A 21882-nucleotide genomic window follows, 5' to 3' on the forward strand; every position below is an offset into this window, starting at 1 on the left:
GAGCCACGACACGACCCCGTAATGTTGAGGTCGTGACCGTGAACGCTAAGACCAGCGCCAGCGCTGGCAACACCTGGCGAGACCTGCCCGCGGCGCAGCAGCCCGAGTACCCCGACACCGAGGCTCTGCGCGCAGTGATCGCGGACCTCGCGTCGTATCCGCCGCTCGTCTTCGCGGGCGAGTGCGACCAGCTGCGCGCCCGGTTGGCGGCCGTCGCCAAGGGAGAGGCGTTCCTCCTCCAGGGCGGCGACTGCGCCGAGGCCTTCGACGCCGTGTCCGCGGACCACATCCGCAACAAGCTCAAGACGCTGCTCCAGATGGGCGCCGTGCTGACCTACGCCGCCTCGGTGCCGGTCGTGAAGGTCGGCCGCATCGCCGGCCAGTACTCCAAGCCGCGCTCCAAGGGCACCGAGACCCGCGACGGCGTGACGCTGCCGACCTACCGGGGCGACTCCGTCAACGGCTTCGAGTTCAACGAGAAGGCCCGCATCCCGGACCCCGAGCGCCTGAAGCGGATGTACAACGCGTCCGCGTCCACGCTCAACCTGGTGCGCGCCTTCACCACCGGCGGCTACGCCGACCTGCGCCAGGTGCACGCCTGGAACCAGGACTTCGTGAAGTCGTCCCCCTCCGGCCAGCGCTACGAGCAGCTGGCCCGGGAGATCGACCAGGCGCTGAACTTCATGCGGGCCTGCGGGACCGACCCGGAGGAGTTCAAGACCGTCGAGTTCTACTCCTCGCACGAGGCGCTGCTGCTCGACTACGAGTCGGCGCTCACCCGCGTCGACTCCCGCACCGGGCGGCTGTACGACGTTTCCGCGCACATGGTGTGGATCGGTGAGCGCACCCGGCAGCTGGACGGCGCGCACATCGAGTTCGCCTCCCAGATCCGCAACCCGATCGGCATCAAGCTCGGCCCGACGACCACGGCCGAGGAGGCGCTGCAGTACATCGAGCGCCTGGACCCCGACCGTGAGCCCGGCCGGCTGACCTTCATCGTCCGCATGGGCGCCGACAAGGTCCGCGACAAGCTGCCCGAGCTGGTCGAGAAGGTCACCGCCTCCGGCGCGACCGTCGCCTGGATCACCGACCCGATGCACGGCAACACCTACGAGGCGGCCTCCGGCCACAAGACCCGCCGCTTCGACGACGTGCTCGACGAGGTCAAGGGCTTCTTCGAGGTCCACAAGGGCCTCGGCACCCACCCGGGCGGCATCCACGTCGAGCTCACCGGCGACGACGTCACCGAGTGCGTGGGCGGCGGCGACGAGATCTTCGTCGACGATCTGCACCAGCGCTACGAGACGGCCTGCGACCCGCGGCTCAACCGCAGCCAGTCGCTCGACCTGGCGTTCCTCGTCGCGGAGATGTACAGGGACCAGTGACGGGTTCGCCTGTTACCGGGACATGAAGTGGGGCGCGGATCACATACGATCCGCGCCCCACTCCACTTTTGCGGTTCCTGAGCGCCGGGTAAGGTTAGGTTAGCCTTATCGATCTCGGCAGGAGGTGAGTCCGCGTGTACGTCTGCAACTGCTTCGGCGTGACCGAAGCGCAGGTTCAGCAGCACGCGGACAGCGGCGCCTGTACACCCCGCCAGATCGCCTCCGCCTGCAAGGCCGGGACGGACTGCGGATCCTGTGTACGTCGGATCCAGGCGATCCTCGGCCGCGGCGCGTTCCCCCGCCGTGAGCCGGCCGACCCGGGCAAGCAGGTCCTGACCGGAGTCGAGGAACTGGAAGAGGCGGCCTAGCTCTCCGGCTCAGCTCTCGGGCCCAGCTCTCCGGACTAGCTCTCGGGCTGCTCGATCAGCTGGGCGATGTACAGCGCCTCACCGAGCTTCTCCAGCAGCTCCAGCTGCGTGTCGAGATAGTCGATGTGGTGCTCCTCGTCCGCGAGGATCGACTCGAAGATGTTCGCCGAGGTGATGTCCCCCTTGGCGCGCATCACCTCGATACCGCGCTTGAGCCGGTCGATCGCCTCGACCTCGACCTGCCGGTCGGCCTCGAACATCTCCTTGACGGTCTGCCCCACGCGCACATGGAACAGCCGCTGGTAGTTCGGCAGCCCCTCCAGGAAGAGGATGCGGTCGGTGAGGATCTCGGCGTGCTTCATCTCGTCGAACGACTCGTGCCGCGTGTACTTCGCGAGCTTCGTCCAGCCGAAGTTCTCCTGCATCTTCGCGTGCAGGAAGTACTGGTTGATCGCGGTGAGCTCGCCCGTGAGCTGCTCGTTGAGGAATTCGATGACCTCGGGGTCGCCCTGCATCGCAGAGGCTCCTTCCAACCGTGGGGAACAGGCAGGCTGCGCCGCATCCTTGCACCGGCGAAGAAGATCGTCCAGTAAGTCTTCACTTAGTAAGTAAGGGCATGCTTAGTCCGATTTGGGATGTGTTGAGTGGGGGTTGGTCGGGTGCATCGCCTCGGGTCTGTCAGGATGGAAGGCATGGGTCAGCCGGTGGAGCGGGAGAGTGGAGAAGCGGCGCACTCCGAGCTTCCGCCGGGGCAGCGACTGCAGCGCGGCTGGCCCGTCACGCACTACGGCCCGGTCCCCAAGTTCCGGCCCGAGCGCTGGGAGTTCCGGGTCTTCGGCGCCACCGCGGACGACGAGAAGCACTGCTGGAACCACGAGGAGTTCACGGCTCTGCCGCACACCACCGTCGTGGGCGATCTGCACTGTGTGACGAAGTTCAGCATGCTCGGCGCCGAGTGGGGCGGCATCCCCGCCCGCACCCTCCTGGAGATCGCCCCGCCCGCGCCGACGGTCACCCATGTGATGGTGTGGGCCGAGTACGGCTTCAGCTCCAACCTGCGGCTCGCGGACTTCGCGTCCGACCGCGCGATCTTCGCCACCCACAAGGACGGGGAGCTGCTGACCGCGGAGCACGGGTTCCCGCTCCGCCTGGTCGTCCCCCATCTGTACGCCTGGAAGGGGCCCAAATGGGTCCGTGGCGTGGAGTACATGACCGCCGACCGGCGCGGCTTCTGGGAGGAGCGCGGCTACCACAACGTCGGCGACCCCTGGAAGGAACAGCGGTACTCGTACCAGGAGGAGCCGGGGGACGGTCCCGAGCTCTGACGCTTCCGGGGCTCAGTGACCGTGGTGCTGGTGGACCACGGCGTGCCCCTTGCCGAGGCCGATCATCCACTTGTTGACCGGCACGGTGACGACGAACGCGATGGCCAGCGAGATCGCCAGCGACACCCAGAACAGCGGGTCGGCGAGTTCCGCGTCCATGGCGTTCGGCCACAGGGCGATCACGCCGTTGTCGATCAGCTCCATCACGGCGATGGACAGGGTGTCGGCGGCCAGTGCGACGCGAAGCGCGGCCCTGAAGCCCATGCCGGCCTTCAGGACCCCGCGCAGGGTGAGCGAGTAGCCGAAGAAGAAGGCCAGGGCGATCGCCAGTACGGTGGTCGCCAGGTTGCCCCAGCCCAGCGCGGTCCCGACGACCATGCCGAGCACCTCACCGATGGTGCAGCCGGTGAGGCAGTGGAGGGTGGCCTGGACTGCGACGGCCCAACCCTGTGTCCGGTGCTGCATGAGTGCCCCCATGTCAGGTGACGGTTTCTGTGTCCAGTAGGTAGGAACCGCATACCCCCTGGGGGTATTCCCGACTCCCTGCCGGTTGTCCGTCCCGGAGTTTCTTCAGTCGCTCCACGTCCGCCGCGTGGCCTTCCTTGCCGCCGGGTGTCTCGATGATCAGGGGGACGCCCTCGGTGGCGGGGTGGGTCATCAGGGCGCGGAACGGGTCCTCGCCGATGTGGCCGGAGCCGATGTTCTCGTGGCGGTCCTTGTGGGCGCCGACCACGTCCCTGGAGTCGTTGGCGTGGATCAGCTTCAGGCGGCCCTCGCCGACCGTGTCCACCAGGAGGTCGAGCGTCTGGTGCATGCCGGACGGGCCGGTGAGGTCGTGGCCGGCGGCGAAGATGTGGCAGGTGTCCAGGCAGACGCCGAGTTTCGGATGGGCGTCCAGGGCCTCGAAATAGGGCCCGAAGTCCCAGGTCCGGGAGCAGAGCGAGGAGCCCTGGCCGGCCGTCGACTCCAGGAGCAGATACGGGTCGTCGTCGTGGGTCAGCTCGTCGAGGAGCGGAAGCAGGTACTCGCGCACCTGCTTCAGGGCCACGGAGCGGTCGCGGCCGCCGGTCGCGCTGCCGGTGTGCACGACCACCCCCAGCGCGCCGATCTCGCGTCCGCGTCGGAGGGAGTGCCGCAGTGAGTCGACCGACCTCTCCACGGTCGCCTCGGTGTGCGAGCCGAAGTTGATCAGGTACGGGGCGTGGACGTACGCCGGTATCGCCTTTTCCGTACAGACCTCACGGAACGCCTCGTCCTGGCGCGGGTTGCCGACGGGGGTGGCCCAGCCGCGTGGATTGGCGACGAAGACCTGCACGGTCTCGGCATCGAGGTCCTGGGCGTACGACAGGCCCACCGAGTGAAGGCCACCGGCCACGGGGACGTGGCCGCCGACGGGGTTGCGCTGTGTTGTCACCGATCCAGGGTGCCATTGCCTGCGGCGCTCGGGCCGGTGGGGTGGGGTGGGGTGCCTCTTGCCTCGGGTGGCTGCGGGTCCGTGGGGGCTGGGCGCGCAGTTCCCCGCGCCCCTGGGTGGGTGTGGCGCGGGCGGCCTCGCCCGTGGCCGTGTGAGGCAAGGAGTGGCGCCCGCGCGGAGCGTTCGTCAGCGGATGGTGATCGTGATCGTCGAACCCTTGGGGGCCGTGTCCCCGCCGTCCACCGACTGCTTCTTCACCGTGTCGCCGAAGAGGCCCAGCAGGCCGCGGTCCTCCTCGACCTGGAAGCCCGCCGCCTCCAGTTCCGACTTGGCGTCGTCCACGCTGTCGCCCGTGACATCCGGGACCTCGACCATCTCCGGGCCCTTGGAGATCGTCAGCGTGACGGTGTCGCCGTCGGCCGCCTCGCTGCCGGCGTCCGGGGTCTGCCGGGCGACCTGGCCCGCGTCGTCGTCGGAGTTGACCCGCGCGGTGGCGACCTTGACCTTCAGGCCGGCCTCCGCCAGATCGGCCTTGGCGTCCGCCAGGTCCTCGCCGGTGACGTCCGGGACGTCGACCGGGGCGCCCTTGCTGACGGTGAACGCGATCGCCGAGCCCGCGCGCAGCGTGGTGCCGCCCTCGGGGTCGGTGCCGATCACGAACCCCTTGGGGACGTCGTCGCTGAACTCCCGGGTCACCATGCCCGGTTGGAGTCCTTCGGTCTTCAGCCGGGTTCTCGCCCTGCCGAGTTCGTAGCCGTCCACGTCGGGCACCTTCACCGTCTGCGGGCCCTTGGAGAGGGTGATCGAAACGGAGTCGTGGTTCCGTATCCGGGTGCCGATCTCCGGGTCCGTGCTGATGACGGTGCCGCGCTTGACGGTGTCGCTGTAGGCGTAGGTGACCTTGCCGGTCTCCAGACCGGCCTCGTCCAGCCGGTCCCGGGCCTGTGCCTCGGTCTTCGCCAGGAGGGCCGGGACCTGTGTGAACTGGCCGGAGTTGATGTACCAGACGCCCGCCCCGAGCCCGAGGGCCAGCAGGACCGCGGCGACGATCAGGAGCGAGCCGCGTCGGGAACCGCCCGAGGAGCGGCCACGCCGGGACGGCGGGAGCGGGGGACTCTCCAGCACGCTGGTGCGGTGGTATACCGGCTCGGGTTCGTCCTCGTTGACCGGCAGCAGACGCGGCACCGTCAGGGCGCGCGGGATCACGCTCGTGCTGTTCTCGGCGCCGGCGTACTCCACCGACAGCGCCTGCGGCGGCACCGCGTCCAGCTGGTCGGCGCTCAGCCGGCCATACGCCTCGCGGGTCATCGCGAGCAGTGCCACGGCGTCGTACGGACGCAGGTCCGGGGTGCGGGCGGTGGCCGACGCGACCAGTTCGTCCAGTTCGTAGGGCAGCCCCGGGACCACGGCCGAGGGGGGCGGGACGTCCTCGTGGAGGTGCTTGTAGAGGACTATGGCGGGGGAGTCGCCGTCGTGCGGCTGGCTGCCGGTCAGCATCTCGTACAGCACGACACCGCACGCGTACACGTCGACGCGGGCGTCCGCGGCGCCCGGCTGCTCGATCTGCTCGGGTGAGAGATAGGACACGGTACCGAGGACGGCTCCGGTGCTGCTCGTCACCGTGTTGACCGACCGCACGAGACCGAAGTCGGCGACCTTGACCCGGCCGTCGTCCCCTATCAGGACGTTCTCCGGCTTCATGTCCCGGTGCACGAAACCGGCGCGGTGCGCGGCGCCGAGCGCGGCGAGCACCGGCTCCAGGATGTCCAGGGCGGCGCGCGGCTGCAGGGCCCCGCGCTCGCGCAGCACGTCACGCAGGGTGCAGCCGGCGACGTACTCCATGGCGAGATAGACGTACGACCCGTCGGTGCCCTGGTCGAAGACCTGCACCACGTTGGGGTGGGCGAGCCGGGCGACGGACTTGGCCTCCCGGATGAACCGCTCGACGAAGGTCCCGTCCGCCGCGAGCGCGGGGTGCATCACCTTGAGCGCGAGCACGCGGTCCAGGCGGGTGTCCAGGGCCCGGTAGACCGTGGCCATCCCGCCGACCGCGATCCGCGCGTCCACGCGATAGCGGCCGTCGAGCACCTGCCCGACCAGCGGGTCCTGAAGGGTCGTATCCACGCAGGCGAGTGTACGAGCCGCCGCTGACAGTCGATTCGGTTCGACCCGATCGGGGCGGTACTGCAGCCGAGCTGTGACGAGGATCGCACGTGGGGGACGCGCGCCTCTCGAGGCAGGTGCACCGGACGCATTCAGCCCTGGGCGCGACTCACTGAAAAGCCGGCCGCTCCGGATCCAACGCCGCCAGGCCCTCCGCAGGAGACGACGCCTGCGCGAAGTGCCGCCGGGGAATCCGCCCTGCCCGCCGCGCCAGCCGCCCCGCCTCCACCGCGTGCCGCATCGCATGCGCCATCAGCTCGGGCTCCTGCGCCCGCGTCACCGCCGAGGCGAGCATCACACCCGCGCACCCCAGTTCCATCGCCAGGGCCGCGTCCGACGCGGTGCCCGCCCCCGCGTCCAGGATCACCGGCACACGCGCGTGCTCGACGATCAGCTGGAAGTTGTGCGGATTCCGGATGCCGAGGCCGGAGCCGATCGGTGAGCCCAGCGGCATGATCGCCGCGCAGCCCGCGTCCTCCAGCTTGCGGGCCAGTACAGGGTCGTCGTTCGTGTACGGCAGTACCGTGAAGCCGTCGTCGACCAGCGTCTCCGCCGCGTCCAGCAGCTCTATGGGGTCCGGCAGCAGGGTGCGCTCGTCGGCGATGACCTCCAGCTTGACCAGGTCCGTGCCGAGCGCCTCGCGCGCGAGGCGGGCCGTCAGGACGGCCTCCCCGGCGGTGAAACAGCCCGCCGTGTTCGGGAGCACCCGGATGCCGAGCTTCTCCAGCACGGACAGCACCGAGCCGTGCACCGAGGGGTTCACCCGCCGCATCGCGACCGTCGTCAGCTCCGTGCCGGAGGCGACCAGCGCCCGTTCCAGCACCTCCAGGCTGGGCACGCCACCCGTGCCCATGATCAGCCGCGACGAGAAGGACGTACCGCCGATGACAAAGGGATCGTCGGCCATGGGTCAGCCTCCTTGGACGGCGGTGAGGACTTCCACGCGGTCTCCCTCGGTGAGGGGCGTCGAGGGCCACTGCGTGCGCGGGACGACGGTCTCGTTGAGCGCGGCGGCCACCCCGGAGGGCGCCGGCGTCAGCGCCCGTACGACGGTGTCGAGAGCCGTGCCGGGAGCGAACTCCCGCGGCTCTCCGTTGACAGAGATGTTCATACCGGCTGCTCCAGGAGCTCCGTGGCGGCGAAGCGCCTCGGGGTGAACGGGCGTGCCACGTCGGGGAGCTCACCGGTCGTCAGGACGTGCACCATGGCGTCCCCGGTGACCGGCGTGAGCAGCACGCCATTGCGGTAGTGCCCGGTGGCCAGCAGGAGGCCGGGCAGTTCCGTCGGACCGAGCAGCGGGGCGTTGTCCGGCGACCCCGGGCGCAGTCCCGCGCGGGTCTCTGTGAGCGGCAGTTCGGTGATGCCGGGGACGAGTTCGTGGGCGTCCCGCAGCAGCTCGTACACCCCGCCCGCGGTCACCGTCGTGTCCCAGCCCAGTTCCTCGCTGGTCGCGCCGATCACCAGCTCGCCGTTCTCCCGCGGCACCAGATAGACCTGGCTGCCGCGCACGACGGCCCGCACGGTACGGCTCAGGAAGGGCGCGTAGCGCGGAGGAACGGTCAGCCGGAGCACCTGGCCCTTGACGGGCCGTACCGGGGGCAGGACGTCCGCGGGGATCCCTTCGAGGCGGCCGCTGAGGCTTCCGGCGGCGAGTACCACCTGACCCCCGCCCAGCTCGTCGCCGTCAGTCGTGGTGACCCCCGCGGCCCGGTCCCCCGCGACACGGAGGCCCTTGGCCCACGCGCGGTGGAAGACGACACCTGCCTGCTCGCACGCGGCCAGCAACGCGCGCGTGAGGCGGCGCGGATCGATCTGGTGGTCGCCGTCCACCCGCAGCCCGCCCCGCACCCCCGGCGCGAGCATCGGCTCCAGCCGTCGGCACTCCCGGCCGGACATCCACTCCGACTCCAGCCCCGACTGCCGCTGGAGCGCGTGCAGTTCGCGGAGGTGGGCGCGGTCGTCGGCGTCCAGGGCGACGGCGAGCGTGCCGCACCGGCGGTAACCGAGATCCTGTCCGGTCAGTTCGGTGAGCTCGGCCGCGAAGGCGGGATAGCGCTGGGCGGAGGCGAGGTTCAGGCCCAGCAGGGTCTGCTCGCCGTAGTGCAGTTCGGTGACCGCGGCCAGCATCCCGGCGGCCACCTGGGCGGCCCCGCCGCCCGGTTCGGGGTCCACGACGGCCGTGGTGAGACCGCGCTGCGCGGCCCGCCAGGCCGTGACCAGGCCGATGATGCCGCCCCCGACGACGAGGACGTCTGACGTACGTGAGGACATGGGCGTCCAGCCCCTCCCTTCGCCGGCATGACCCGGATCAGGTTCGTACGGTCGGAGGCCGCCAGCCTCCCTCTCAGCCCGGTGCGTCCGGGCTCCCGCGAGTGCTCTACGTTGGCCACCCTAGCCCGTGCCCGTGTGCCGCTGTAAGGGAGCCTCGCGCCATGCCCCGCTCGCTCGACGGTCTCGTCCTCGCCCCGGTGGCCGATCAGGCACCGGGTCAGGTGGGGACGCGGACCCGGTTCACCTACCACGAGAAGGACGGGGAGATCTGGGCCGAGTACGCGGGCGGCGACGTCGTACGCGGCCATCTCGTCGGCACGCGCGCGGGGGACCGTCTCGACTTCCGGTACGTCCAGCTCAAGCCTGACGGGACGACATCCTCCGGGCACTGTGTCTCGACGGTCGTGGAGCTTCCCGACGGCCGGGTGCGGCTGGAGGAGACATGGGAGTGGGAGTCGCAGCCGGGCAGCGGGACGAGCGTTGTGGAGCAGGTCACGGAGCACGACTCCTGACTGACTGATTGTCAGGTGACTATGGTGATCAAATGAGCGAGCAGATGCAGGCGCAGGCGCAGCGGCGGGTGGTCGTGGTCGGCGCGGGCATGGCCGGGGTGCAGACCGCGGTCGCCCTGCGTGAACAGGGCTTCACGGGAACCGTCACGCTGATCGGCGCGGAGCCCCATCAGCCGTACGACCGTCCGCCGCTCTCCAAGGCCGTGCTGCTGGGCAAGGCCGAGGGATCCGCCTTCGACGTGGACTTCGAGGCCCTCGGCATCGAACTGCAGCTCGGCCGCGAGGCACTGGGCGTGCGCCCCGACGTGCACGAGCTGGACACCGAGGCCGGGCCCTGCCCGTACGACGTCCTGGTCATCGCCACCGGCGCCGAACCGATCCGGCTGCCCGGCGCGGAGGGCGTGCCCGGCGTGCATCTGCTGCGCACCCTGGACGACGCCGAGCGGCTGCGCCCTGTGCTCGCCTTGCAGCACGACATCGTGGTCGTCGGCGCGGGCTGGATCGGCGCCGAGTTCGCCACCGCCGCGCGTGAGTCGGGCTGCGCGGTGACGGTCGTGGAAGCCGCCGACCGGCCCCTCGCGGGCGCGCTGCCCGCCGAGGTGGCCGCGCCGATGGCCTCCTGGTACGCCGACGCCGGGGCCGTTCTGCGGACGAACGCGCGCGTGGAGCGCATCGAGCCGGGCGCGGTCGTCCTGGACGACGGTTCCCGGGTGGCCGCGGGGGCTGTGGTGGTCGGTATCGGCGCCCGGCCCGCCACGGCCTGGCTCGCCGGTTCCGGCATCGAGCTGGGCGCCCACCGCGAGGTCCTCGCCGACGACCGGCTGCGCACCTCCGCGCCGGACGTCTACGCGGTCGGCGACTGCGCCTCCTTCCCCTCGGCGAGGTACGGCGAGCGCCTGCTGGTCCACCACTGGGACAACGCCCTCCAGGGCCCCCGCACGGTGGCCGCCGACATCCTGGGCGAGACCCCCACGGTCTACGACCCGGTCCCGTACTTCTGGTCCGAGCAGTTCGGCCGCTTCGTCCAGTACGCCGGCCACCACGCGTCCGCCGACACGACGCTGTGGCGCGGCGAGCCGTCCGGTCCCGCCTGGACGGTGTGCTGGCTGCGCGAGAACCGCCTGGTGGCCCTCCTGGCGGTGGGCCGGCCCCGCGACCTGGCCCAGGGCCGCCGCCTGATCGAGGCGGGCACGGAGATGGACCCGGAACTCCTGGCAGACCCGGCGAGACCGCTCAAGGCGGCGACAGCCTAGGCGGCCCGGACCCGGCGATTCCGGAGCGGCGAAGGCGTGGGCGGCCCGGTCCGGCCACGGAGCTCGGCGATCGCGCCGGCGGGGTCGCCAAGGTGAAGGCCTCCGGCAAGGGCGACGAGTCCGCCACCGGCGACCACAGCGGAGGCGGGCAAGGCCCTTCCGTCGCGGCGGCGCGGTCGGGTGACGCTTGACGCGCCTGACCTGCTGGCAGCCACGCTTCCGGCCGTCTGGGCAGGGTGTCGCGCGACGGGTCGCGGTCGGCGGATTGCGGTGGCGGGTCGTTCGGCGGCGCGGCCTGGTGGTGTCTGATGCCCCTGACCTACCGGCGGCCACGCTTGGGCTTTCCGGGCGAGGCGCCGCGCAATCGGACGCCACCCGCGGTCACAGTGGCGCATCGGCCGGCGGCGTGGTCCGGCGGCGCGGTCCGGTACTGCTCGATGCCCCTGACCTGCTGACGGCCTCTCTTTCGGCCCCCGGGGCCACCCTGACCGAACGCGGCGATCAGCCCTTCCGTCGCCCCGTCGGAGGTGCCCCGGCTTCCGACTGTCAGTGCGGGATGGCACGCTTGATCCCGTGACCGAGATTGACGCAAAGATCGATGCTCTCGTCCCCGCCTGGCTCACCCTCCCCGACATCGCAGAGATGCTCGATGTCGAGGTGACGCGTGTGCGGCAGCTGGTCAAGGAGGGCCAGCTCATCGCCGTACGCCGTGGTGAGAACCGCGCGCTGCACGTGCCCGCCGCCTTCATCGACGTGGCCGAGCAGAAGGTCGTCAAGGGCCTGACCGGGACCCTGACGCTCCTGAGGGACGACGGCTTCACCGACGAAGAGATGCTGGAGTGGCTCTTCACGCCCGACGACAGCCTGCCCGGCACCCCCGCGCAGGCCCTGAGCGAGAATCGCGGCACGGAGGTGAAGCGCCGGGCCCAGGCGCTCGCCGTCTGATCCGAACCACACCGGCATACGGGCCGTGCCCACCGAGGCCACGGCCACGGTCCGGCACGGCCCGTACGCCACCGAACCCGGGGGAGACACACGCATGCCCGACACCGCCCGCACCCAGCTCGCCGACGCCCGTGTCTACCTGTGCACGGACGCCCGCAGGCGCCAGGGCGACCTCGCCGAGTTCCTCGACGCGGTCCTGGCCGGCGGTGTCGACATCGTGCAGCTGCGGGACAAGGGCATGGAGGCGGCCGAGGAACTGGAGCATCTGCGGGTGTTCGCCGACGCCTGCGCGCGGCACGGCAAGCTTCTCGCGGTCAACGACCGGGCCGACGTCGCCCACGCGGCCGGTGCCGACGTACTGCACCTGGGCCAAGGCGACCTGCCCGTCACCGCCGCCCGCGCGATCCTCGGCGACGACATCCTCATAGGCCGCTCCACCCACGCCGAGCCGGAGGCCGCCGCGGCTGCAGTGCAGGACGGCGTGGACTACTTCTGCACCGGCCCCTGCTGGCCGACCCCCACCAAGCCGGGCCGGCCCGCCCCCGGCCTCGATTTGGTCCGCCACACCGCCGCCCTCGGCACCGACCGCCCCTGGTTCGCCATCGGGGGCATCGACCTCGGCAACCTCGACGAGGTCCTGGAGGCCGGCGCCCGCCGGGTCGTGGTCGTCCGGGCAATCACCGAGGCGGACGATCCGGGCGCGGCCGCCGCGGAGTTCGCGAAGCGGTTGCGCGACACGCGATGACGGGCCGGTGCCGACCGGGGAGACCGGTCGCATGATCGGCCCGGTGTCCGAAGGATGGACAACAAGTCGACAAAACGGGCAAATTTCCCTGATCTGGTTGGGTGACCGCTGCCCCCTGGCTAACCTGCCGGTATGGCCCTAGGAACCGCATCCACCAGGACTGACCGCGCACGCACCGTGCGCGACATGCTCGCCGCGGGAAAGACGACGTACTCCTTCGAGTTCTCGGCGCCGAAGACCCCCAAAGGCGAGCGGAACCTGTGGAGCGCGCTCAGGAGGGTCGAGGCGGTCGCCCCGGACTTCGTCTCCGTCACCTACGGCGCCGGCGGCTCCACCCGCGCGGGCACCGTCAAGGAGACCCAGCAGATCGTCGCGGACACCACCCTGACCCCGGTCGCCCACCTCACCGCGGTCAACCACTCCATCGCGGAACTGCGCAACATCATCGGCCAGTACGCCGACGCCGGGATCCGCAACATGCTGGCCGTGCGCGGCGACCCGCCCGGCGACCCGATGGCCGAGTGGGTGGCGCATCCCCAGGGCCTGACCTACGCCGCCGAACTCGTCCGGCTCATCAAGGAGTCGGGCGACTTCTGTGTCGGTGTCGCCGCCTTCCCGGAGATGCACCCGCGCTCCGCCGACTGGGGCACCGACGTCGCGCGCTTCGTGGACAAGTGCCGTGCCGGCGCCGACTACGCCATCACCCAGATGTTCTTCCAGCCGGAGTCCTATCTGCGGCTGCGTGACCGAGTCGACGCGGCGGGCTGCGCGACCCCCGTCATCCCGGAGATCATGCCCGTGACCAGCGTCCGGATGCTGGAGCGGCTACCACAGCTCAGTAACGCGATCATCCCCTCCGTCCTGAAAGAGCGGATCCTCACAGCAAAGGACGATCCGGCCGCTGTACGCTCAATCGGAATCGAGTTCGCCACGGAGTTCTGCGCGCGGCTGCTGTCCGAGGGAGTGCCCGGACTGCACTTCATCACGCTCAACAACTCCACGGCCTCGCTGGAAATCTACGAAAACCTGGGTCTGCACCATCCACCGCAGGCCTAGACCGGCCGCACGGACATACGACACACTGCGTAGCGGTCACTGGGAGAGGGGCGTACATGGGCTGGACGGTCCTCTACATCGCGTTCGGATTCGTCGCGCTGTGGCTGCTCGGCGAGGTGCTGCTGCAGTACAAGGCGCGACTGCGCTGGCGGCTGCTCGCCTTCGTCGGCTTCCTCGGCGTGGTCCTCGGCGTGCTGATCCCGTCGGTGATCGTCATCGGCCTGGGCGCGATCGCCTTCGCGGTCGGCCAGACCTACGTCACCCTGTCCTTCCGCCGCGGCTTCGAGCAGGGCTGGGCGGTCAACCCCCCGGCCGCACTGGGCGGTCTGACCGGTGGCAAGAAGAGCCGCCGGGAGCGCGGCGGCGAGGAGCCCGACCTTGAGGGCTCCGACCTGGCGACGGGTGGCGCGGCCTACCTCGACGAGACCGGGTACGACCAGGGCCGGCCGGCCAACACCGCCGGCTTCGGCCAGGACGACGACTACGACCGCGACGACGTCTTCACGCCCGCACGTTCCGCCGCGCCCACGGCCGCCGAGACCACCTCGGTCTACGAGCCGCAGCCGCTGCCCGACGACACCGGCTCCTACGGCGTGTACAACGACTCCGCCTACGCCGGTGACCAGTCCTACGCGTCCACGGGCCAGACCCAGGACCAGTACGCGACGGCCGCCGCCGACCAGAGCTACGGCTACGACGGCTACACCGGCTACGACCAGCAGCAGTACGGCTACGACCAGGCCGGACAGCAGCAGTACGCCGCCTACTCCGACCCGTACATCGGCACCCAGACCTATGGCGCGGGCTCGTACGACAGCTCCTACGGTGGCCAGCAGCAGTTCGTCCAACAGGGCTACGACCAGTACGCCGGGACGTACGGCGGCGAGACCCCGGCCGGCGGGGTGTGGGTGCCGCAGCAGCGCACCGACGAGTCCTACGGCGGTGAACTCCCGCAGGAGCAGGGGTACTACCAGGACGACAGCGGCCAGGGGCAGCACAACCAGGGCCAGGGGTTCGACGAGCAGTACCGCTTCTGACGCGGGGCGGCCCGCGTCACTGGGAGCCGCGGAACTCCGGCCCCTCCACGATCAGTCCGGCCACCAGCGCACCCGACATCCCCGCGTGGGCGAGGCCGCCGCCGGGATGCGACCAGCCGCCTGCCGTGAACAGGCCAGGTATCGCCGTGCTGTTGGACGGATGCAGGATGCCGTCGCCGCCGGCCAGCGAGGGCGGGGGAACGGCGCCGCCCTCGGCCCCTGTCTCCCGCTCGGTGTGCACCGGCGTCCGCACCTCGCGCCACAGGATCCGCTCGCGCAGGCCCGGAATCGCCCGCTCGGCGGCGGCGACCATCCGGTCCGCGAAGGTCTCGACGACCCCCGGTGTGGCCCAGTCGTATCCCCGGCCGCAGGGCACGGTCGCCGTCAGCACGACGGATTCGTGGTCCGCGTCGGGGCGCAGCGCGGGGTCGGCCGGCCGGTCGATCCGGACCGTGGGGTCGGGCATCTCCCCGTGCGCGAACAGGTCCAACTCGCCCTCCGGATCGGGGCCGTACACCACCGTGCGGTGCGCGGCGTCCGGTTCGCGCGCGCCGCGCAGAGCCAGACACACCACGAACCGGCCCGGGTGCAGGTCCTCGGCGCCGGGAAGGACGCCCTCGCCGCCGTAGAGCTCGCGACCCGGTACGAGCGCGCGCAGCCGCCAGGGTCCGGTGCCGACGACGGTGTCCGCGTCCTCGACCGTCCCGTCGGCGAACTCCACCCCGACCGCGCGACCGTCCTTCTCCAGGACGCCCGTCACCTCGGCGCCGAAGCGGAACTCGACCTTGCGCTGGACGCACCGCTCGTACACCGCACGCGCCAACTCCCTCACGCCGCCCCGGACATACCAGGTCCCGAAGGCGTGCTCCATGTACGGCAGGACGGCCGCGCTCGCCGGAGCGGAACCGGGGTCGACGCCGTACGCGAGCGCGTGGCCGTACAGCAGCGCCGCGAGGCGGGGGTCCCGGAGCTCCCAGGCGCCGATCTGGGCCAGGGTGCAGGCCCGTCGGGTGCGCAGCAGCCGCTTGTGCGGCACCGCGGGGTAGGGCTCGCGCTGCAGCACCTGCCAGTTGGGCCACAGGGGCTCCTCCAGGAGTGGCCTGCGGGTGCGGTCCCAGGCCTCGCGGGCCCGGATGAGGAAGTCGCCCCAGCGTGCACCCGCGCCCGCGCCGAGGGCCTCGTCCAGTGCGGTGACCACTCCCGCGCGCGAGGCGTTCGGCAGGGACACCTCGGTGCCGTCTGTGAAGACGTGCCGTGACGACGGGTCGACCTGGACCAGCTCGACGACCGACTCCAGCGGCTCTTTGCCGGTCTTGATGAACAGATCGCGGTAGACAGCGGGAAGGGTGAGCAGCCCGGGCCCGGTGTCGAACCCGAACCCGTCCCGCTCGAACCGGCGCACCGCCCCGCCGTACGTCTCCGTACGCTCGTACACCGCCACCCGGTGGCCCGCGACGGCCAGCCGGGCAGCGGCCGCCATCGCGCCCATCCCGGCGCCGATCACCGCAATCCGTGCCATGCCTGCGACTTTATCGGCCGCCACTGACACCCCACGGCCGCGGGCCGCGGTTACGGGCAGGTCGGACCGCCTCGTCACGCGACAGTCGGCCGTTCCGCGGGCCACGCCCCACCGGGCGACCGACCAGGACCTTGCCCGCCTCGGCGCAGGTGCGCAGACCGGGTCGGGGGACGGGAGGCACGGTTCTGCGGATGGTGCGGGCTGGGTCGGGGAGGCCCGGTCGCGGCGCATTCCGTCGGCCGGGGCCGCTCTGCGCGTGGTGCACCCTGTCGGCGCACCCCTTGCCCGTGGGGCTCGGCCACCAGCGCCGCTTCAATCGTTTCGCCGGCCGAGGGCGTCAGTCCGGTGGTCGGTTCCGCATGCCGCGTGGTGGTCGGCCCAGTGGTGCCCCAGTGCGTGTGAGGAAGGCGGAAGGCGGGGTCGTTTCGCCTGCCGAAGGTATCGGCCCGGTGGCCGGTCCCGTGGGCCGCGCGGGTGGTCGGCACAGCGGTGGTACTCGCGGCAGGCAGAAGGCGGGTCGTTCCGGCCGTCTACGGCGTCAGGCCGGTGGGCGGTCCTGCTGGGTCGCGAGGCGTCGCTCCTCCCGTCGCTGGGCCCTGCGGCGGCGGAATCTCCGGATGCGGGAGATCAGGAAGAACAGCACCACCAGTCCGGTCGTCAGCAGGACGCCCGCGATGATCGCCGCCGCCTCCGGGTGGAACATCGCGAAGGCGACGATGCCACCGACGCCCAGATCCTCCGCCAGGCTCAGGACGATGTTGCTGAAGGGCTCCGGGGAGGTGTTCACCGCCATGCGGGTGCCCGCCTTGACCGTGTGGCTCGCCAGCGCCGTCGAACCGCCCACCAGGCCCGCGACCACGTCGTTGAGCGAACCGCTCTGCCCCGCGAGCAACGCCCCGACCCAGGCGCCGGCGACCGGCCGCACCACGGTGTGTACGGAGTCCCACGCCGAGTCGACGTACGGGATCTTGTCCGCCACCGCCTCGCACAGGAACAACACGCCGGCCACGACGAGGACTTCGGGGCGCTGAAGGGTCTCGGGGACGTCGTCGCTCAGCCCCGTCGCGCCGAACACGCCGAGCAGCAGCACCACCGCGTACGCGTTGACGCCGCTGGCCCAGCCGCTGGTGAACACCAAGGGGAGTACGGACACGGACGCGATCGTAACCAGTCGGCCACGAGCCGTCCTGGGGGTGAGCGCTCAGGACTGAGTATCCGTACTTAGGGGCGGAGATGAGTACGCGCGCGGATGGGCCTCGACCTGTGTGAACGACAGAGTGGAGGCACGGCGAAGGGGAACGGCTCCGGCACCGGCGACACGGGGCGCCGGAACGGAGCCGCCCCGGACCCGCTCCTTCCGTCGGCCGAGGTCGGCGGGAGCGAGGCACGGGGGAACCCGGAAAGCGGGGGAACGACCGAACGGGGGCCCAACGGGGGGACGGGGGATCGGGGGAGTACGGGGGGCAAGGGAAGGCGCCGGTTCGAGGTGGCCCGCGGGGGACGCGGCCACAGCGGACCGGCGCTTTCGCATGTCAGCCCGGTGTCATCCCCTGCGCCCGCTCACCCGCCCCTGCAACAGCCGCGACAGCGCCGCGTGCACGTCGTCCAGGGAGCGCTCGGACTGGAAGGACTGCCAGTCCAGGGCGGCCACCAGGACCATGCCGACCAGGGCGGAGGCGGTCAGCGAGACGTCGATCTCGTCGCTGAACTCGCCGTTCTCCACGCCCTCGCGCAGCACGTCCTCCACGACCGCCACGGCCTGCTGACGGACCACCATGAGCGTGGACTGCCAGGTCCGGTTGGTGCGCCACAGCTCGGCCACGTACAGCTGGGTGAAGGCCGGGTAGCGGTCGATGAAGACGAGGCCCGCGCGGATCATCGCGTCCAGGGCGTCCACCTTGCCGCCACCCGCGCGTGCCGTCGCTTCCGCCGCCTCCCGCAAAGAGGCGGTGAGCAGGCCGACACCGTGCCGCAGCAGCTCCTCGAAGAGGACGGACTTGCTCGCGAAGTTGTAGTAGACCGTGCCCTTCGCGACCCCGGCGCGCTCGGCGATCTCGTCGACCGTGGTGGCGGAGAAGCCCTGCTCGGCTATGAGCGTGACGGCCGCCTCGTAGAGCTTCTGCCGGGTGGCCTCGCGGCGTGTGCTGACGCCCGCCGTGGCGCTGCTGCTTTCCATGGTCCTGATTCTCACAGGTGAGGGGGCACCTGAGGTCGCGGAAGGGCTCACAGGGTCAGCTCCGGGTGCAGTCGGTCCAGCGTCCACACCTGCCGGCGGCGCGCCGAGACGGCGGTCAGCGCGAGGGCGCCCGCGGTGAAGGCGAGGAGCACCACGCACGCGTGCCACACCGGAGTGAGACCGCCGCCCGTGATGAGCCTTCTGAGGGCCTCGACGACGTAGCTCATCGGCAGGAAGGGGTGGATCGCGTTGAAGAAGTCCGGGCTGGTCTGGACGGGGTAGGTGCCGCCCGCGGACGTCAGCTGGAGCATCAGGAGGGCGAGGACCAGGATCCGGCCCGCGGCTCCGAAGCGGGCGTTGAGCCATTGGACGATCGCCGCGAAGCAGGCCGTCACCAGGAACAGGAAGCCCACCGTCCCGGCCGCCCGCGCCATCTGGAGGCCGATCGCCCAGTGCAGCACCGACATCAGCGCCACGACCTGCAACACTCCGATCGCCACCACGGGCAGCCATCCCGCCAGCGCGATCCGCCAGGCCGCGGCACCGGCGGCGAGGGCACGCCGGTTCATCGGTGTGATGAGCATGTACGCCACCATCGCGCCCACCCACAGGGACAGCGGGATGAAGTACGGGGCGAACCCGGTGCCGTAGTTCGGCGCCTTGTGCAGGTCCTTGGAGACCAGCTGGACCGGGTCGGCCATCACGCCGGTGCGCCGGTCGCGGTCCTTCTTGTCGTAGTCGGGGATCTGCGAGGCACCGTCGTGCAGCCCGTCGGAGAGCTTCCCGGAGCCGTCGGCGAGCTTGTACATGCCGCCGCTGAGGGTGTCGGCCCCGGTCTTGAGTCTGCCGACGCCCTCGTCCAGGTCCTGTGCGCCGGTCCGCGCGGTGCCGAGACCCGAGTGGAGCGTCCTGGCGCCGGCGGCGACCTTGCCCGCGCCCCGGTTCAGCTGGTTGATCTTCGCCACGGCGTCGTCCAGGTCCTCGGAGAGGCGGGGCGCCCGGTCGGCGAGGGTCCGGGCCTGCTGCTGGAGGGTGGCGAGTTGGCCGTCGAGCTTCTTCAGGTCGCCGTTCTGGTCGGCGACGAGCACGTTGACGTCGTCGGCGACCTTCGCCACGTGGTCGGCGGCCTGCCGGGCCTTCTTCAGGTCGGCACAGGCCGGGTCCGGCAGCACCGGGTCCGTGCAGCGCGCCCTGTAGACGGCGTTCAGGCTGTCGGCTGCCGTATGCGCTCCCTTGGCGGCGGCCGGGGCGGTCCTCACCAGGGTGCCGAGGTTGTGGCGGACGGCTCCGGCCGAGTCGGCGACGAGCCGGGCGGTATCGCCGATGGTCTTCTCGTTGCCGTCGAGGAAGGGACCCACCTTGTCCGCGACCCCGTTGACCTTGTCGGCGAGGCTCTGGGTGCCGTCGGCGACCTGGCGGGCGCCGTCCGCGAGGTCGCCCGAGCCCGTGTCGAGCTTCGCCAGCCCGTCGGAGAGCTTGCCGCTGCCGGCCTTGGCCTCCTGCAGGCCCGAGGCGAGGTCCTCGGAGCCCTTCTCCGCCTTGCCGATGCCGCCCTCCAGGTCGTCGGCCCCGTTGGCGGCCTTCACCGTGGCGCCGTGGATGTCGGAGAAGGAGATGAAGATCCGGTCCAGGAAGGACCGCGACGCCTTGGTGGACGCGGCCTGGCGCACCTCGGCGAAGACCGTCCGCGAGATCTGCCCGACGATGTAGTTGTTGGAGTCGTTCGTACGGACCTGGAGGGCGCCGGTCTCGGGGGAGTCGCCCGCGCTGGAGGCGATCCGCCGGCTGAAGTCGGCCGGCATGGTGAGCGACAGGTAATAGGTCCCGTTCTCGACACCCTTTCGCGCCTCGGCGGCGCCGACCTCGTGCCAGTCGAAGGTGTCGCTCTCGCGCAGCCCCTGGGTGAGGTCGTCGCCCGCGGTCAGCTTCTTCCCGTCGGCGGTGGCGCCCTTGTCATCGTTCACGAGGGCGACGGGGATGCGGTCCAGGCGGCCGTAAGGGTCCCAGAAGGACCACAGGTACAGGGCGCCGTACAGCAGGGGCAGCACCAGCAGGGCCACCAGGGCGGCGCGCGGCAGCTTCCCCCTGCCGAAGCGGCGCAGCTCAAGCGCGGCGAGTCTCGGCGAGCGCATCGGTCATCTCCTCACTGGTCTCGTCCCGCACGGCTTCCGGCCGTGTGGACACCGTCACGGCGTCCTCAGGGGCCTCGCTGCACACCGCCACGACCGTCGTCCCGGCCTCGGCGAGGGACCTGAGGAGTGCCCAGGCCTCGGCGCGTTCGGCGTCCGACAGCTTCAGGTCCAGGTCGTCGACGGCGAGCAACCGCGGGCGGCCGATCAGCGCCAGGGCGATCGACAGCCGCAGGGCTTCCAGACGTTCCAGATCGCGTACGGCGGTCCGCGCGCCCTTCGGCAGCGCTTGGAGGTCGAGCCCGGCGGCCGCCAGCACGGTGTCGATCCGCAGCCTCGCCTCGGCCGTACGCTCCGCGCGGGGTCGCAGCAGGGCGCGCACCGAGTCGCCGAACCGGCGCTGCAGCAGCGTCCGTTCACGCAGGTGCTCCCCGACGGTCAGAGCCGCGTCGAGGTCGGTGACCCCGGCGACGTTCGCCGGCGCGCTGAACCGGCGCACCGCCGCGAGCTGCTTGGGCAGCCGTGCCCCGCCCACGGTCGCCGTGCCCTCGGTGGCCTTCATCCGCCCGGTGAGCGCCAGCAGCAGGCTCGTACGACCGGACCCCGAGGGGCCCTCCACGGCGATCAACGCGCCGGGCTCCGCGGCGAGGTCGACCCCGCGGAACGCCCACCCGCGAGGCCCCTTCAGACCGAGACCCTCGGCCGTGACAGTGACTCCGTCCACGGCCACCCCCTGATCTTCTTGAATCGAGAACTTTTTTGCACTGACTGGTCAGTGCAAAAAGTAACGCGAACCTTCGATCGAAGCAAAAGCCCAGGTCAGAACGGATTGTCAGTGGCATACCTCACGATGGGCACATACGGCACTCCGTAGCGCGAGATGCCGGCAACCAGACGACAGGAGGATCGTCATGGCCAGCTACCACGCAGCCGCCGCCCGTCGGCGCCGCGCCACCGGCCCTGCCCCCTCACTGACCGGCCCGGCGAGCGACGTACACCCCGTCCTGCGCCGGGCGACGGCCCCGCCCGCCGCCCTCGACCTGCTCGCCCAGGCCCGCGCGGGCCTCGACGAGGCTTCGGCACTGGAGACGCCGAACGAGCGCTATGCGACGGCCCATCTCGCCGCCCTGCGCACCGCGGCCGCCGTGCTCGCCGCCCGGGGGCGTCCGGAACCGACGCCCCGACGCCGCGCCAAGATACGGAGCGCCTGGGAAGTGCTCCCCGAGATAGCGCCCGAACTCGCCGAGTGGAGCGCGCTGTTCGCCTCCGGGGCCCGGCGCCGTGCCAGGGCCGAGGCGGGCATCCAGGGCGCGGCCAGCCGCCGGGACGCGGACGACCTCATACGCGACGTGGCGATGTTCCTGCGCCTCGTCGAGCGGATGCTGGTGCTCCAGCCGGTCCTGCCCCAGCCACGCCAGGACGCCGAGGGGCCACAGGAGAGCGGCCACGGCACCGACCGTGGCTTTCCGGACGCCGGGTGACCGGCGCGCGGCGCCACGGACCACCGGGGCCCCAGGGTCCGCCGTACGAGACGGGCAATCGGGCACGGCACCGGAGTAACCAGGTGGGGTACCGGAGGCAATA

Annotated in this window: 22 protein-coding genes and 1 riboswitch; of the genes, 10 read left to right on the forward strand and 12 right to left on the reverse strand. The window is 71.3% G+C overall.

The annotated features are described in order from the left end of the window. The first annotated feature begins 32 nt into the window (after positions 1 to 32). Complete coding sequence (locus ACZ39I_RS04390) at positions 33 to 1385, forward strand: class II 3-deoxy-7-phosphoheptulonate synthase (protein WP_467242771.1); 1353 nt, start codon at positions 33 to 35, stop codon at positions 1383 to 1385. A gap of 134 nt (positions 1386 to 1519) precedes the next feature. Next, positions 1520 to 1753: a (2Fe-2S)-binding protein gene (locus tag ACZ39I_RS04395; RefSeq protein ID WP_467242772.1), complete on the forward strand. Its 234-nt coding sequence runs from the start codon at positions 1520 to 1522 to the stop codon at positions 1751 to 1753. A gap of 35 nt (positions 1754 to 1788) precedes the next feature. Here the strand turns inward: ACZ39I_RS04395 and bfr are convergent, their stop codons facing one another. Beyond that, entirely contained in the window at positions 1789 to 2268 is a 480-nt protein-coding gene (bfr, locus tag ACZ39I_RS04400; protein WP_020119871.1) for a bacterioferritin, read from the reverse strand. 177 nt (positions 2269 to 2445) lie between these two features. Here bfr and ACZ39I_RS04405 point away from each other — a divergent pair, with 177 nt between their 5' ends. Next, positions 2446 to 3078, forward strand: a complete 633-nt coding sequence (locus tag ACZ39I_RS04405; RefSeq protein ID WP_467242773.1) for a sulfite oxidase-like oxidoreductase — start codon at positions 2446 to 2448, stop codon at positions 3076 to 3078. 12 nt (positions 3079 to 3090) lie between these two features. On the opposite strand, the gene ACZ39I_RS04410 is transcribed toward ACZ39I_RS04405, so the two are convergent. The 6 genes from ACZ39I_RS04410 to thiO all read right to left on the reverse strand — a co-directional run bounded on the left by ACZ39I_RS04410 (position 3091) and on the right by thiO (position 8926). After that, complete coding sequence (locus ACZ39I_RS04410; protein ID WP_467242774.1) at positions 3091 to 3555, reverse strand: DUF4396 domain-containing protein; 465 nt, start codon at positions 3553 to 3555, stop codon at positions 3091 to 3093. Position 3556: 1 nt separating this feature from the next. After that, the gene (locus tag ACZ39I_RS04415) at positions 3557 to 4492 is read right to left on the reverse strand and encodes a deoxyribonuclease IV (protein WP_467242775.1); all 936 of its coding nucleotides are present in this window, start codon (positions 4490 to 4492) and stop codon (positions 3557 to 3559) included. A 186-nt stretch (positions 4493 to 4678) separates the two neighbouring features. After that, complete coding sequence (gene pknB / locus ACZ39I_RS04420) at positions 4679 to 6616, reverse strand: Stk1 family PASTA domain-containing Ser/Thr kinase (protein ID WP_467242776.1); 1938 nt, start codon at positions 6614 to 6616, stop codon at positions 4679 to 4681. A 148-nt stretch (positions 6617 to 6764) separates the two neighbouring features. Continuing rightward, a complete protein-coding gene (locus ACZ39I_RS04425; RefSeq protein WP_467242777.1) occupies positions 6765 to 7562 on the reverse strand; it encodes a thiazole synthase in 798 nt (265 codons plus the stop codon). 3 nt (positions 7563 to 7565) lie between these two features. After that, positions 7566 to 7766, reverse strand: a complete 201-nt coding sequence (thiS, locus tag ACZ39I_RS04430) for a sulfur carrier protein ThiS (RefSeq protein WP_467242778.1) — start codon at positions 7764 to 7766, stop codon at positions 7566 to 7568. After that, on the reverse strand, positions 7763 to 8926 hold the full coding sequence (thiO, locus tag ACZ39I_RS04435) for a glycine oxidase ThiO (RefSeq protein WP_467242779.1): 1164 nt from the start codon (positions 8924 to 8926) through the stop codon (positions 7763 to 7765). The genes thiS and thiO overlap by 4 nt, the downstream gene beginning before the upstream one ends. Next, positions 8924 to 9035, reverse strand: a riboswitch (TPP riboswitch). It overlaps the preceding gene by 3 nt. 52 nt (positions 9036 to 9087) lie before the next feature. Here thiO and ACZ39I_RS04440 point away from each other — a divergent pair. The 6 genes from ACZ39I_RS04440 to ACZ39I_RS04465 all read left to right on the forward strand — a co-directional run bounded on the left by ACZ39I_RS04440 (position 9088) and on the right by ACZ39I_RS04465 (position 14474). Then, positions 9088 to 9438, forward strand: a complete 351-nt coding sequence (locus ACZ39I_RS04440) for an avidin-fold protein (protein WP_403657201.1) — start codon at positions 9088 to 9090, stop codon at positions 9436 to 9438. A 32-nt stretch (positions 9439 to 9470) separates the two neighbouring features. Further along, entirely contained in the window at positions 9471 to 10691 is a 1221-nt protein-coding gene (locus ACZ39I_RS04445; RefSeq protein ID WP_467242780.1) for an NAD(P)/FAD-dependent oxidoreductase, read from the forward strand. Between the two features lie 573 nt (positions 10692 to 11264). Next, the gene (locus tag ACZ39I_RS04450; protein ID WP_352382923.1) at positions 11265 to 11636 is read left to right on the forward strand and encodes an Rv2175c family DNA-binding protein; all 372 of its coding nucleotides are present in this window, start codon (positions 11265 to 11267) and stop codon (positions 11634 to 11636) included. Positions 11637 to 11730: 94 nt separating this feature from the next. Continuing rightward, a complete protein-coding gene (gene thiE / locus ACZ39I_RS04455; protein ID WP_467242781.1) occupies positions 11731 to 12381 on the forward strand; it encodes a thiamine phosphate synthase in 651 nt (216 codons plus the stop codon). Positions 12382 to 12513: 132 nt separating this feature from the next. Beyond that, the gene (gene metF / locus ACZ39I_RS04460; protein ID WP_467242782.1) at positions 12514 to 13437 is read left to right on the forward strand and encodes a methylenetetrahydrofolate reductase [NAD(P)H]; all 924 of its coding nucleotides are present in this window, start codon (positions 12514 to 12516) and stop codon (positions 13435 to 13437) included. Positions 13438 to 13493: 56 nt separating this feature from the next. After that, entirely contained in the window at positions 13494 to 14474 is a 981-nt protein-coding gene (locus tag ACZ39I_RS04465; protein ID WP_467242783.1) for an SCO2102 family sporulation regulator, read from the forward strand. Positions 14475 to 14490: 16 nt separating this feature from the next. Here ACZ39I_RS04465 and ACZ39I_RS04470 read toward each other — a convergent pair whose 3' ends face one another. From ACZ39I_RS04470 to ACZ39I_RS04490, 5 genes are all read right to left on the reverse strand, one after another. Next, positions 14491 to 15993, reverse strand: coding sequence for a phytoene desaturase family protein (locus ACZ39I_RS04470; protein ID WP_467242784.1), 1503 nt, complete (start codon positions 15991 to 15993; stop codon positions 14491 to 14493). Between the two features lie 538 nt (positions 15994 to 16531). Then, positions 16532 to 17146, reverse strand: coding sequence for a DUF4126 domain-containing protein (locus tag ACZ39I_RS04475; RefSeq protein ID WP_393599191.1), 615 nt, complete (start codon positions 17144 to 17146; stop codon positions 16532 to 16534). A gap of 390 nt (positions 17147 to 17536) precedes the next feature. Next, the gene (locus tag ACZ39I_RS04480; protein WP_467242785.1) at positions 17537 to 18169 is read right to left on the reverse strand and encodes a TetR/AcrR family transcriptional regulator; all 633 of its coding nucleotides are present in this window, start codon (positions 18167 to 18169) and stop codon (positions 17537 to 17539) included. 47 nt (positions 18170 to 18216) lie between these two features. Continuing rightward, positions 18217 to 20301 carry a YhgE/Pip family protein gene (locus tag ACZ39I_RS04485; RefSeq protein ID WP_467242786.1) on the reverse strand — a complete coding sequence of 695 codons (2085 nt, stop codon included), beginning with the start codon at positions 20299 to 20301 and terminating at the stop codon, positions 18217 to 18219. Then, complete coding sequence (locus tag ACZ39I_RS04490) at positions 20273 to 21028, reverse strand: ATP-binding cassette domain-containing protein (protein WP_467242787.1); 756 nt, start codon at positions 21026 to 21028, stop codon at positions 20273 to 20275. Before ACZ39I_RS04490 ends, ACZ39I_RS04485 begins: the two co-directional genes overlap by 29 nt. Before the next feature lie 181 nt (positions 21029 to 21209). Here ACZ39I_RS04490 and ACZ39I_RS04495 point away from each other — a divergent pair, with 181 nt between their 5' ends. Then, positions 21210 to 21779 (forward strand): SAV_6107 family HEPN domain-containing protein, encoded by a 570-nt coding sequence (locus ACZ39I_RS04495; RefSeq protein WP_467242788.1) that lies wholly within the window; start codon positions 21210 to 21212, stop codon positions 21777 to 21779. The last annotated feature ends 103 nt before the right edge of the window (positions 21780 to 21882 follow it).

The organism is Streptomyces sp. NPDC024687 (assembly GCF_055559055.1).